The sequence below is a fragment of the Pseudomonas sp. CAU 1711 genome, from assembly GCF_039888625.1.
In the GTDB taxonomy this organism is placed as follows: domain Bacteria; phylum Pseudomonadota; class Gammaproteobacteria; order Pseudomonadales; family Pseudomonadaceae; genus Aquipseudomonas.
The window spans coordinates 1-12,034 of the sequence record NZ_JBDQQT010000026.1 but is presented as its reverse complement, the minus strand read 5'-3'; the positions used below and the strand labels follow the sequence as shown (position 1 = coordinate 12,034).

The window sequence follows — 12,034 nt, the reverse complement described above, 5'->3', positions numbered from 1 at the left end:
AAGCAACTCCTTTGCGGGCCACAAATAACGGCCTCTACTGTCCGGCGACCATTCGATTCAGGAACACCGCGACGATGCGGTGATTGTGTTTCCTGGCTCGGTGCTGAACAACCCATTTCGCTCTTACGCCTAACGTTTGGTTAAGGGGCCGGCTTTAGCCGGTCCCGAGTGAGCGAAGCGAACGACTTGAACCATTTGTTAGGGCTGGCTCGGAATTCGTTTGTACACTGATTGTGAATTCTCTGACTCATCATGCAGGTGGAGCTGGTCATTTTTAAGGCCAAGAATTTTTAGTTGAAATGGCGGAAATTCATTGTGGCGACCTGTAATTAATAGTCGGCAATCTTTGACCTCCCAAGCTGCACCGGAAATCTCTGGCCTATGGTGAATCCATGAGCTGAAATCGTTTGAGCCAGAGTATGTCGCGAGTGAGAACTCCTCGAAGAACCCTTGGTCTCCTGCTCTACTCCAAGCTCCTAAAATATTTTTTTCTGAAACTGAGCAACTCTCAGCATGTAACGTAGGGCTTATTGCAGTTAGTAGGAGCAAAAGTGTACGGATTATTTTCATATGCCCTAACGTTTGGTTAAGGGGCCGGCTTTAGCCGGTCCCGAGTGAGCGAAGCGAGCGACTTGAACCATTTGTTAGGCACCTTGCTCGCAGTATTTTTTAAGGCCGGTGAGCCTGGCCTTAACTGCTCTTTTGAAATAAAGGCTTGCTACGTATTCTGAAATTATGGGAATCGCCCATTTCTTGGTTTTGATGGAGTAGCGAAATTTTGCCTTTGTAGTGTTTTGGGAGAGGGGCTTGAAAACCCAGCTACCACCAAAGCTTTTGATGAATGCAGGGCCTTTGGTCATGACTATGGCTGCCGTTGTAGGCGGAGCAACCTGAACAAACTCAACTTCCATTGTTAAGCCGGACTTGGCGACAACGAGTGTTTTCACCCCAATTCCCACCTCGGTTGCACCACCTAGGAATTCAATTTTTTCAGGGAAGGGGTCCCACTGGTACCTAACTGAATAGTCCTGTGATGCGGCATAGACAGTTGTCTGGGGCGCATTAATGATTAGTTCGTGCTCGACCAAGGCCATGGCTGTGCCTAACGATTAAGCTAACGGGCAGGCAAAAGCGCAGCTTTTGACTGTCCAGCGAACGGAGTGAGCGGCAGTTGAGCGCATTGTTAGGAGAGTCAGCTCGCGTGACAAGTAGCTAATAGCTCACGTATACGAGAGCTAACTACTTGGCGGGTGGATTGTGATTCAAATATTTTTTGAACAATTAGCTTATCGCCAGCTTTAGTTAGACTAAATTTCTCAAGATCTCGATACTCTGAGGTAGAGAGCTCTGGCATGGACTTTGGCAGGGGCTCGCCAACAGCGGCATAAATTTGCAATATCCCGTGTAGAGCGTACTTCTGGCCTACAGGGCTTTGGAAGAAGCTCTCAGTGACTTGCAGCTCTTCCTTGCTGAAGTTTTCGATAAGCAGTGATTCAAATACATCGGTAAAACTTGAGGTGCTCATTGATTGCGTGCATTCGTACAAGGATTGCGGGGCCTTCCCTTGCTGGTGTGCCCTTTGTACGGAAAGCTGCATCCCGACCAATGCGGACTCTGATAGTACTAATGCGGTTGTAGGATGGATATCAACGGCCCCAGATAGCTCTGCGCGAAGGAGTGCTGTAATAAAAAATCCTAGGGTTATCCAAATTCGCAAAGTGACTCTCCTAACGTTTGGTTAAGGGGCGGCCAAAAGCGAAGCTTTTGGACGTCCAAGTGAGCGGAGCGAACGACTTGAACCAATTGTTAGGCACGGTGCCGAGTCGGACGCAGGAAATGATGACCGCACCGAGCTTGACCGGCGGAGTGCACGGCGTGTCGGACTTGGCCCGGAAAGTTATTTGTGATGTGCACATACTCTGTAAGCAACTCCTTTGCGGGCCACAAATAACGGCCTCTACTGTCCGGCGACCATTCGATTCAGGAACACCGCGACGATGCGGTGATTGTGTTTCCTGGCTCGGTGCTGAACAACCCATTTCGCTCTTACGCCTAACGTTTGGTTAAGGGGCCGGCTTTAGCCGGTCCCAGTGAGCGCAGCGAACGATTTGAACCACTAGTTAGGGGTGCGACGGTCAATTTGTGCACCTCTTCGGGTGTTGTTCGCACATATATAAAGCGAAATTCCTAAATTGAATCTTATAAAAATGCTCTGCTGGTAAACGATCCAGAATAGGTTTGTAGACTGTGTGATGGACCAATACGGGAATCGACCATAAAGAGTTTGGGCTATGGGATGGAGAGTTAAAGGATAAAGCTAATAAAGCAAACGGTGTAGCTAAGAAGAAAACGATGCCGAGCAGCAAAAGGCAAAGAAGAAATTTCCTTTTGTACGCAAGTGGCATGGTATGGGCACCTCTAACGTTTGGTTAAGGGGCCGGCTTTAGCCGGTCCCGAGTGAGCGAAGCGAACGACTTGAACCAGTAGTTAGGGGGCTAGCCGCACTTCGTTGTACACCGTAACTGCGATTGCACAAATAACTAGCGCGACAATAAATGCTTTGGCAACTTTTATGCGAGGCTCAATGGCTTTTCGTTTTTCAGCATGTATCTTGATTTTTTTGTTAATTTCTGGAAATAGCTGCTCGGCATGTAATTTGTTATCGACAAACAACTGGCAATAATAGTTGGTTGGTATGCAGTTGATGTTTATCTGTACGTCGCGTGAGCCGATTTTGAATTTTCGTGTGCCAGTGAAGTATAGATTCCAGCGTTTTTCTATGAGCTGTCCGTCAACATAGTATTTTTCACGGCCAAAATTGAAGAATTCTACTTCAAATAAGTGGTTGTCAATTTTCACGGATGACTTCATCTAGCACCCTAACGATTAAGCTAACGGGCAGACAAAAGCGTAGCTTTTGGCTGTCCAGCGAACGAAGTGAGCGATAGTTGAGCGACTTGTTAGGTTCTGGCTTATACATTTGATTCGGCATCTGATCTGGCAGCCACAAACCATTCGCTGTAAGTAGAGTACGAATAGCTGCGCTCAGGAGTGCTGCAAAGAATTATAATTTTTGGATTACCCGAGGTGTCATTGCCTTCAAAGCACGCTATATCATCGTACATGTCAGTTTTGGCAAATGGGACAAGGCCTCTTTCGCAGATGTGGCGCTGCATAAGTTTGCCTGTTTCTGATAGGGCGTCAATGAACCACCAGGGATAGAGTGCATCGAACGTGAGGGAGTCAGCCGTTCTCAAGAAATCTGGCGGGTACATAAAACCTGCTGGAAGCAGGCCTTCAGAGTACACTTTGAATCCCACTCGAACCTCTCTTAAGAACCTAACGTTTGGTTAAGGGGCGGGCTTTAGCCCGTCCCAGAGAGCGAAGCGAACGGTTTGAACCAATTGTTAGAAGCCAATTGCACGACTAACGACCGGCAGCCGAACCACCATTTTTTGAGAACTGCTCTTTCAATCCAATTTTCAGCCATAACGTGCCACCTGATTGGATTGTAAGCTTCTTCATTTTCTTACTCTTCCGCTTAAGCGCGGACGGCTTCTCATAGTAACCAAAACGCCGCTTATACCAGCGCCGATCCATTTCGCTTTTGACTTTTTTGCTTAACTTCCTAAGCGCTAAATCAATTGACTCGTCATTCTGTACTTTTACTGTCACTGACATTGTTGGCGTTTTATGGACTGACACCTGTCCTTCTTTGGCTTCTAACGTTTGGTTAAGGGGCGGCCAAAAGCGCAGCTTTTGGACGTCCAAGTGAGCGAAGCGAACGACTTGAACCAGTTGTTAGGCTGCGGACTTCGAGTCGGACGCAGGAAATGAATATCGCACAGTGGCCGACCCGCAGCGAACTTTCAAGCCACGTATTTATTTTGGCTGGGGCCTCGACTAAGCGGACATCCAAGCGCTTGCGGCGATAACCCGCAGCCTTGATGCGCGGCGAGCAGCGAAAAAGCTGGAGTGGGGCGCCGAGCCAGTTTTTGAGCACATTTGGCTTTGGCGTTGCACGTAGTGTTGGGATATAACTTTTAAGAATTTCCATGCCCGCACATTCCTTTGTTGCTTTTGCCGCCTAACGATTAAGCTAACGGGCAGACAAAAGCGCAGCTTTTGGCTGTCCAGCGAACGAAGTGAGCGATAGTTGAGCGCATTGTTATGCGTTGCTCGATAGTTCAGGAGGAACGCTCTCCATCATTACAGGGTAAGTAACCGGTTTATAGTCGCTAAATTCAATGTCGCGTACATGTGTAAGTCCGCTCCAAAGTGTCCGTGCTCCCTTCAGCCATTTTGCTAATCTAACTCGTTTTTCGATTTTGGCTATTTCTTCTGGTGTGGCAGGTCTGATGGGGCCGGCTTTTCCGTATAAACGCACACCGGGGGAGGATACAAACCTCCCTTTAATTAATGAGTGAAGCCAATAAATTCGCCCAGCGTTCACTGCCATAATGCAAATGTTTGGGTTTTGATCAATATTGCTGCCTAGGTTTTTGGCGTAGTGGTCGAAGAAGTATCCTGTTTGATCGTCCCGAAGAAATACAGTGCCGACAGGGGTGATGTGAGGCGTGCCATCAGGATTGACCGTTGCGATTGAGCAATAAATAGTCGATGCCTGACCTTCTTCGAGCGTTTCCTTAATTTTCTGCCAGTTTTCCCTGATGTTCACTGTAGTTCCTTGTGATGGCATAACGTTTGGCTAAGGGGCGGGCTTTAGCCCGTCCCAGTGAGCGAAGCGAACGATTTGAGCCAGTTGTTAGGCGGACCTGGAAGTCGTCTGCTTTGATTTTTCTTGAGCGTTGATTATTAAACATACAAGCCTCCGGAAACCCACGCCGGTACAAACTCAGAAAGAGAAGGCGACATATACTTAAATTCATTGTCAATTGGGTAGTAGGCCCAAATTCCACTTTTTCCTTTTCTGTACCCGAAATCAATTCCGTCAGCTCCGGATCGGCCTATAGCAAGAAACTCAACCTCTCGCAATTCGTATGCCTCGAATATTGGGACTATGACCTGTGTGTAGGAGGCTTCAGAATAATATCCATTTTTTGAGAGGGTACTGCTCAAATATTCTTCGCAAGGATATTCGGAGAATCTTGGTTCGGCGTCCATAAAATATCTAGCCTAACGTTTGGTTAAGGGGCGGCCAAAAGCGTAGCTTTTGGACGTCCAAGTGAGCGGAGCGAACGACTTGAACCAATTGTTAGGCACGGTGCTGGGGCGGACGCAGGACGTGATGCCAACGCCGAGCGTGACCGGCGGAGCGCACGTTGTGTCGGACTTGGCCCGGAAAGTTATTTGTGATGTGCACATGTTCTGCAAGCAACTCCTTTGCGAGCCACAAATAACGGCCTCTACTGTCCGGCGACCATTCGATTCAGGAACACCGCGACGATGCGGTGATTGTGTTTCCTGGCTCGGTGCAGAACAACCCATTTCGCTCTTACGCCTAACGTTTGGTTAAGGGGCGGCCAAAAGCGCAGCTTTTGGACGTCCAAGTGAGCGAAGCGAACGACTTGAACCAATTGTTAGGCACGGTGCTGGGGCGGACGCAGGACGTGATGCCAACGCCGAGCGTGACCGGCGGAGCGCACGCTGTGTCGGACTTGGCCCGGAAGTTATTTGTGATGTGCACATGTTCTGCAAGCAACTCCTTTGCGGGCCACAAATAACGGCCTCTACTGTCCGGCGACTATTCGATTCAGGAACACCGCGACGATGCGGTGATTGTGTTTCCTGGCTCGGTGTTGAACAACCCATTTCGCTCGTGCGCCTAACGTTTGGTTAAGGGGCCGGCTTTAGCCGGTCCCGAGTGAGCGAAGCGAGCGACTTGAACCACTAGTTAGGTGAATCGAATGGAGACGCCTTGGTCTTCGCCTATTAGTGAAAAGAACACTCTGGCCAAAAATTCATGTGCGTTGTGCGCCCATTTTTCAACGACGGCAAGCCGGATGGACTCTGCATACTGCTTTCCTTTCCCTGGCTTCTCTACCCTGTCGCCGCGATGTACGATTTGATGACGCCTGCTTATCATTGACTCTAGGGTGGGGAAAAAGTCTGCTAGCTCTTTCGTGTCGACATCTAGGGACTGAAGCAAATTTGTTATGTCGGCGACATTGTTGAATGACGTTCTATCAAGATGCGAATTTACTGATGCGCTGATTACTTGGTCTACCGTCATTCCCTTGAATTTGGCAAGCTCGCTTAAGTGAAATTTTTCAGGGCGCCCAGAGTTATTTAGCCCATGCAGGGGTATTTTGCTCAGATAGTCTTCTTGGGATAAAGGTAAATAGTGGGAGGCTATTGTGCGGAGGCAGTCCTCTAGCATGGCGTGCATCAGCACTACTGCGGAGCGCAGTATGTCAGCTTGATGAACAAGAACTCGCCCCCTCTGCTTTTTAGACGTTTCTTTGTAAAGAGAGAGAAGGTTATTAACTCTTGAGAAGTTGTAGTTAAGCCTGTCAAAGGCAACGCCTATTACTGGGCTGCTCTCGCATTCTGTTTTTATCTTGTCCCACGCAAGCGTCATTTTGATTAACCTAACGTTTGGTTAAGGGGCCGGCTTTAGCCGGTCCCGAGTGAGCGAAGCGAGCGACTTGAACCACTTGTTAGGCTGCGGACTTGAGCCGGACACTGTTACTGAATACGGCACAGTAGCTAAAGCGGCTTTAGCTTTGAAGCTTTTCCTCATGCTCTTTCACCCGCTTCTAATGACGAAGTGCGCAGAATTTTTACATTGCCTGATTTCGTGAGGACGTCACTCGAAAATTGTTTGAGCGAAGAGAGTTTCCGCAGATGTTCAGCGCCAAAACAAACACGGCTATCTGTGTCACGAGTTGTATGCGGTTTTGAATTTTCTGTCCTGCGGACTTCCATGTTCCACCAGCTTTTGCTTTGCCGCCTAACGGACAGGTTAAGGGGCGGACGCAAGCGCAGCTTGCGGACGTCCGGAGTGAGCGAAGCGAGCGACCTTGAACCGTTTGTTAGGCGTTTGCGGGGGCATGGGCTCTTATTTAAATAGGTTTGAGATTACAGCCAATAGCATTGGCCCTAGTGCAATAAAGCAAAAATAGGCCATTCCTTTGTTTTTTTCTACCCATTCATGGATTGGAGATTTGTAGCTTATTAACAGCCAGAGCGCTAGTGTAAAGTAAAGTATGACAAATATAAGTAATATACCTGAGCCGCCGCCTGTCTCGGGTTGATTTAACTGGTCATTGACGGTGTTTAGTGGATTGGCTGAAAAAGCCTCTCCAGAGAATGCTGCCAGCATGAGTGCTAAGGCGATTTTTATCATTTTAATTTCTGCCGTTTTGTAGTTCGTTTTCTATGATTGAAAAATTTGATCTAGTGAGTGCTGTACGTAATTTTTGGAGGTGTTGTTCATCATGCTTGTGCGCCTAACGAATGGTTAAGGGGCCGGCTTTAGCCGGTCCCAGCGAGCGGAGCGAGCGATTTGAACCACTTGTTAGACCGCGCCACGGATTTGTGCCGGCAGCATAATGCACGTGCTCAGCGGTGTCAGTGGGAGGCTTGAAACAGGCGCGTACCGTGCTGCGGTTGGAACGTGCGTTGACCAAGCAGGCGCGAACCGGCCGTTCCTTTACGTTTGTGAATAACCTGGTGATCTGGAGCAAATGGTTCGGGCCGGATTCGTACTGCCGCCGCGAAATTTCAGACTGAATGCGTAACAGGTTTTTTGATTGCATAACGTCCGTGTTCCACATGCTTTGCTTTGCCGTCTAACGATTAAGCTAACGGGCGGCCAAAAGCGCAGCTTTTGGACGTCCAGCGAACGAAGTGAGCGGCGTTAAGCGCATTGTTAGAGGCTACCACCCGTATGTGTCAGTAGTTGCTTTTAACTGGTTTGCTAGGTTTACCATGCACTCTGACTCACGCACTGACTGCCATTGCCCTCCGTAGGTCTGGCTTACTGACTTACAGAATAAATTTCTAAACTCCACCCAATGCTCCTTTGCCTTTTTGAGCTGCTGGGCTGGTTCTTTATTTGGCTCTGCTTCGGCTTCTGACAGGAGGCGATTGTAGCTTTCTTCCATTAACTGGTTCTGCTGCTGCCAAGAGGCATGCGCTTTCTCTGCATATTCCGCTTGTGATTCTGCGCTTGCATAACTGCTTGCGATAGATAGCCAGATAACAGACGCAAGAGCAGGGATTTGGCGATCAGGCATTTTTGCCTCTAACGTTTGGTTAAGGGGCGGGCTTTAGCCCGTCCCAGTGAGCGAAGCGAGCGATTTGAACCATTTGTTATGCGCTTTGTTTGGTGCCGATAGCTGGCAAGCTGTTGCTAACCCGCTCGATGATTTCAGCTGCTTTCGCGAGAGTAGGGATATCTACGGTTTTTTCATTCTTTGGAGAGAATGCATTTTCGCCTGTGATGTTCCAATGCTCGAATGCTTCTTTTACTTGAGACCATTCTGCGGCAGCGCCGTAAGATTCGAGATAGAATTTACCAAAATTTATTGCATGGCGACGGTCTGCATTTTTAAGTGCTTCCCGCATGTATGAGCTACTGAATAGAAATGCATATTTTGCTAAGGCTGCTGCAAATGTTAATGCCACAACCCCCTTAAAAACTGAGAAAACGATAAATTCCCAAGTGATAACGGCTGGAAAAGAAAGCACTGAAGTAATAGTAATTACGCCAAAAAATATTAGGCCTACGACAAGGCTGCCCGCTCCAATGCCACTCCAGATTTTAGATATTCTGTGGAACTGCTTTTCTTTGGTTTCTAGAGTGTCTAAAGCATCAGAAACATAATCCTTTGAAGTTTCTTCAATTTTCTTTCTGTTTTCTAAGTTATAACGTTCTTTTTCCTGCTGTAGTTCAATAGCTGTTTGTTGTAGTCGTGCTTCTCTGGTGGCAATTTCTATTTCTAGATGATTTCTTAACGCTTCGGTTTCAGCCTGCCTCTGCATTAGCCGCTGTTCAAATTCTCGTTGTCGTTCGTATAACTGTTTCTCACGGTCTGCGAACAGCTTCTCCCTAGACTCAAACTCTAACTGTAATTCTTTTTCGCGTTGAAACTGTTCTTTCTTTAATTTTGATCTGTAATTATTTAGTTCTTTTTCTTGTTGTTGAATAAGCTCTCTATAGGAAAGGAGTTCATTCTCGCGCTCTGAGAATATTTTACGATCTTCGTTGGCGAGCTCGCGGCGGCGCGTTTCTTCCATTTTATCTTGCATTGTGAGCTGCCTCCTTTAGTGCATAACGTTTGGTTAAGGGGCCGGCTTTAGCCGGTCCCAGTGAGCGCAGCGAACGGTTTGAACCACTTGTTAGGCATTGAACACAGGCCGAAAGAATGTTCGCTCATAACTGATGATGCACTTTTGCTCTTCAGCGTATTTGAAGGCAGCTATGCAATCCGCATCTTGGAGTGACTTTTCCCGATACTGCTCGTACTCTGCCAAGTTTGGGAAGCTAAACATAGCGAGCGCAACGTTGTTGGGACCTTCCGATGGTAAAAAATAACCGTGATGTCTACCGCCAAATTTCTCGACCAGAGGAATCCATAGTTTTCCGTAATGTTCAAATTCTTTGAGCTTGTATGGGTCGACTATATATTTGAGATAGCAGGTGATCACAGAATTTCCTTATATATGCCTAACGTTTGGTTAAGGGGCGGCCAAAAGCGTAGCTTTTGGACGTCCAAGTGAGCGAAGCGAACGACTTGAACCATTTGTTAGGCCCAATGCATCGTCGAGCGGAGAGGGTGCATAGCGCACTGATGCTTGCCATGCCGACCATCCAGGCAACGCGACGGCTGATGTCGTGAACTGGTGCGTGGCCTCTTTGCCGCACTTTCTTGAGCATAACCTGCGCACTTTCCCTGCTTGCATTTAGTTGATTGCTCTTACTGCCTAACGATAGGTTAAGGGGCGGGCTTTAGCCCGTCCCGAGTGAGCGTAGCGAGCGACTTGAACCGTTTGTTATGCGGCCGGTAAACAGAGAAATACCAGAGCGCGTAGCCGAATAGCAAGTACAGCGCCGATCCTACGGCTGTGCCATATGAGCGATTAGATACTAACGACGGATCTATAAATTGGTTCACTACCTGTAGTGCTGGGAGTGAAAGAAGTATTCCCGTGAAGCTTGCCAGATAGAGATGCTTGCTGAAATTAAGCGTGGTTTGGTTGCGACTGGATTTCCAGAATAGCCAAATCAATGACGGGATAATGCTAATGGCCATGAAATATGTAAAGCGCACGTACCAGAATAGATGGCCTTCTACCGATGCTTTCATGGCTGCAAGCAATGCTACACAAAAGCCAATTATTGATACCAAGAAAAGTATGGCGCACCGCAACATTGAACTAGGACTCATAACGAATGGTTAAGGGGCCGGCTTTAGCCGGTCCCAGTGAGCGCAGCGAACGATTTGAACCACTTGTTAGACCGCGCCACGGACTTGTGCCGGCAGCATAATGCACGTGCTCAGCGGTGTCAGCGGGAGGCTTGAAACAGGCGCGTACCGTGCTGCTGTTGGAACGTGTGCTGACCGCGCAGGCGCGAACCGGACGTTCCTTTACGTTTGTGAATAACCTGGTGATCTGGAGCAAATGGTTCGGGCCGGATTCGTACCGCCGCCGCGAAGTCGCAGGCTGAATGCGTAACAGGTTTTTTGATTGCATAACGTCCGTGTTCCACATGCTTTGCTTTGCTGTCTAACGAATGGTTAAGGGGCCGGCTTTAGCCGGTCCCAGTGAGCGCAGCGAACGATTTGAACCACTTGTTAGACCGCGCCACGGACTTGTGCCGGCAGCATAACGTAAGTGCTCAGCGATGTTGGTGTGAGCTTGGTTCAGGCGCGTGCCGGCCTTGCGGTTTAACCCTACAGCGACCGAGTAGGCGCGAGCAGGACGTTCCTTTACGCATGTGAATACTGTGGTGTCCTAGCGCAAATAGTGCGGGGCGGATTCGTACTGCCGCTGCAAATTTTCCGGCGGGCCACCAATAATTGTTTTTGAGCGCATAACTTCCTTGTTCCACTCGCTTTTGCTTTGCTGTCTAACGATAGGTTAAGGGGCGGGCTTTAGCCCGTCCCAGAGAGCGAAGCGAACGGCTTGGACCACTAGTTAGGAGCTTACGCAGGAGCATGGGGTGCTCCTAACTTTGGTGATTTTGAGCTTAAGCTAAGCAGCGCTACATGTACTGGGTCTTGATTGCACCAATACTGCTCGATAGCTCCCTCTTGGGTAAACGATGATGTATTGAAACCTTCCTCAATGTCGTTATACCAGAGGACAAACTGGCCAATTATGGCAATTACCCAGAAGCCACCACCATCGTCTCCCCACGGGGAAAGCGCCCACTTTTGGGGAGCGATAGCGTTTGCCTCAAACAGCGCACGAGTTTCTGGAGAGCACTCAGCGAATTGCTGCGCGATCAGCGCCTTCAGTTCATATAGGGGTATCGGCTGCCACATCCTTGGCTCCTAACGTTTGGTTAAGGGGCCGGCTTTAGCCGGTCCCAGCGAGCGGAGCGAGCGATTTGAACCAATTGTTAGGCCGGCTCCGCGCGTGACCTGCTTCGGATGCTTAAAAATGAAGAGGCTACCGAGGCTAGAAAGATAAAAGGGAATATATAAGCAGCTGCCACAAGATAAAAATAGAAGATTTGTGGGTGACTAAATGCGTATAGAGAGTCTTCCCAAGAACTCGCTATCTCTTTTTGGGGAATGCTTGATATTAAATTTTCAAACTCTTCCTCTGTAGCGGCATTCTCTAACTGCTCTTCTGAAATAGCGGAAAGGTCCATAACGACTTCGCCTTCCTCTGGCGCCGCCGACTGCATTGTTAAGCCTGGTGCAGCTAGAGAGAGCAAAAGGCTGATTATGGTGCATCTTAAAAGGTCAAGAGCTTTCAACGGTTCTTCCTTGTGGCCTAACGTTTGGTTAAGGGGCCGGCTTTAGCCGGTCCCGCAGTGAGCGAAGCGAACGACTTGAACCATTTGTTAGGGAAGTGCACGGACTTATTTTGAGGCATCGTATATATCCATATTTAG

Annotated in this window: 14 protein-coding genes; 1 reads left to right on the top strand and 13 read right to left on the bottom strand. The window is 48.5% G+C overall.

Annotated features, from left to right (window positions below; genetic code table 11):
* Positions 1 to 644: 644 nt before the first annotated feature.
* The 11 genes from AAFN46_RS20370 to AAFN46_RS20320 all read right to left on the bottom strand — a co-directional run bounded on the left by AAFN46_RS20370 (position 645) and on the right by AAFN46_RS20320 (position 9,615).
* Complete coding sequence (locus AAFN46_RS20370; protein WP_347810520.1) at positions 645 to 1,094, bottom strand: SRPBCC family protein; 450 nt, start codon at positions 1,092 to 1,094, stop codon at positions 645 to 647.
* A gap of 98 nt (positions 1,095 to 1,192) precedes the next feature.
* A complete protein-coding gene (locus tag AAFN46_RS20365) occupies positions 1,193 to 1,525 on the bottom strand; it encodes a hypothetical protein (protein ID WP_347810519.1) in 333 nt (110 codons plus the stop codon).
* Between the two features lie 962 nt (positions 1,526 to 2,487).
* Entirely contained in the window at positions 2,488 to 2,859 is a 372-nt protein-coding gene (locus AAFN46_RS20360; RefSeq protein WP_347810518.1) for a hypothetical protein, read from the bottom strand.
* 567 nt (positions 2,860 to 3,426) lie between these two features.
* Positions 3,427 to 3,705 (bottom strand): 30S ribosomal protein S21, encoded by a 279-nt coding sequence (gene rpsU, locus AAFN46_RS20355; protein WP_347810517.1) that lies wholly within the window; start codon positions 3,703 to 3,705, stop codon positions 3,427 to 3,429.
* 28 nt (positions 3,706 to 3,733) lie between these two features.
* Positions 3,734 to 4,057 carry a hypothetical protein gene (locus AAFN46_RS20350; RefSeq protein ID WP_347810516.1) on the bottom strand — a complete coding sequence of 108 codons (324 nt, stop codon included), beginning with the start codon at positions 4,055 to 4,057 and terminating at the stop codon, positions 3,734 to 3,736.
* 111 nt (positions 4,058 to 4,168) lie between these two features.
* Entirely contained in the window at positions 4,169 to 4,678 is a 510-nt protein-coding gene (locus AAFN46_RS20345) for a pyridoxamine 5'-phosphate oxidase family protein (protein WP_347810515.1), read from the bottom strand.
* A 1,176-nt stretch (positions 4,679 to 5,854) separates the two neighbouring features.
* Positions 5,855 to 6,541, bottom strand: a complete 687-nt coding sequence (locus AAFN46_RS20340; RefSeq protein WP_347810514.1) for a HEPN domain-containing protein — start codon at positions 6,539 to 6,541, stop codon at positions 5,855 to 5,857.
* 480 nt (positions 6,542 to 7,021) lie between these two features.
* A complete protein-coding gene (locus AAFN46_RS20335; RefSeq protein ID WP_347810513.1) occupies positions 7,022 to 7,309 on the bottom strand; it encodes a hypothetical protein in 288 nt (95 codons plus the stop codon).
* Positions 7,310 to 7,841: 532 nt separating this feature from the next.
* Positions 7,842 to 8,201: a lysozyme inhibitor LprI family protein gene (locus AAFN46_RS20330; protein ID WP_241584860.1), complete on the bottom strand. Its 360-nt coding sequence runs from the start codon at positions 8,199 to 8,201 to the stop codon at positions 7,842 to 7,844.
* 76 nt (positions 8,202 to 8,277) lie between these two features.
* Positions 8,278 to 9,216 (bottom strand): hypothetical protein, encoded by a 939-nt coding sequence (locus tag AAFN46_RS20325; protein ID WP_347810512.1) that lies wholly within the window; start codon positions 9,214 to 9,216, stop codon positions 8,278 to 8,280.
* A gap of 90 nt (positions 9,217 to 9,306) precedes the next feature.
* On the bottom strand, positions 9,307 to 9,615 hold the full coding sequence (locus AAFN46_RS20320) for an NIPSNAP family protein (RefSeq protein WP_347810511.1): 309 nt from the start codon (positions 9,613 to 9,615) through the stop codon (positions 9,307 to 9,309).
* An 889-nt stretch (positions 9,616 to 10,504) separates the two neighbouring features.
* On the opposite strand from AAFN46_RS20320, the gene AAFN46_RS20315 reads away from it, so the two are divergent.
* A complete protein-coding gene (locus AAFN46_RS20315; RefSeq protein ID WP_347810510.1) occupies positions 10,505 to 10,636 on the top strand; it encodes a hypothetical protein in 132 nt (43 codons plus the stop codon).
* 478 nt (positions 10,637 to 11,114) lie between these two features.
* Here AAFN46_RS20315 and AAFN46_RS20310 read toward each other — a convergent pair whose 3' ends face one another.
* Together AAFN46_RS20310 and AAFN46_RS20305 are read right to left on the bottom strand one after the other, a co-directional pair.
* The gene (locus AAFN46_RS20310) at positions 11,115 to 11,456 is read right to left on the bottom strand and encodes a hypothetical protein (protein ID WP_347810509.1); all 342 of its coding nucleotides are present in this window, start codon (positions 11,454 to 11,456) and stop codon (positions 11,115 to 11,117) included.
* A 77-nt stretch (positions 11,457 to 11,533) separates the two neighbouring features.
* Positions 11,534 to 11,896 carry a hypothetical protein gene (locus tag AAFN46_RS20305; RefSeq protein WP_347810508.1) on the bottom strand — a complete coding sequence of 121 codons (363 nt, stop codon included), beginning with the start codon at positions 11,894 to 11,896 and terminating at the stop codon, positions 11,534 to 11,536.
* Positions 11,897 to 12,034 lie beyond the last annotated feature (138 nt).

Coding starts and splice junctions, on each gene's coding strand:
- AAFN46_RS20370 (WP_347810520.1), bottom strand. CDS start 1,094: ATGGCCTTGGTCGAGCACGAACTAATCATTAATGCGCCCCAGACAACT.
- AAFN46_RS20365 (WP_347810519.1), bottom strand. CDS start 1,525: ATGAGCACCTCAAGTTTTACCGATGTATTTGAATCACTGCTTATCGAA.
- AAFN46_RS20350 (WP_347810516.1), bottom strand. CDS start 4,057: ATGGAAATTCTTAAAAGTTATATCCCAACACTACGTGCAACGCCAAAG.
- AAFN46_RS20340 (WP_347810514.1), bottom strand. CDS start 6,541: ATGACGCTTGCGTGGGACAAGATAAAAACAGAATGCGAGAGCAGCCCA.
- AAFN46_RS20335 (WP_347810513.1), bottom strand. CDS start 7,309: ATGATAAAAATCGCCTTAGCACTCATGCTGGCAGCATTCTCTGGAGAG.
- AAFN46_RS20330 (WP_241584860.1), bottom strand. CDS start 8,201: ATGCCTGATCGCCAAATCCCTGCTCTTGCGTCTGTTATCTGGCTATCT.
- AAFN46_RS20325 (WP_347810512.1), bottom strand. CDS start 9,216: ATGCAAGATAAAATGGAAGAAACGCGCCGCCGCGAGCTCGCCAACGAA.
- AAFN46_RS20310 (WP_347810509.1), bottom strand. CDS start 11,456: ATGTGGCAGCCGATACCCCTATATGAACTGAAGGCGCTGATCGCGCAG.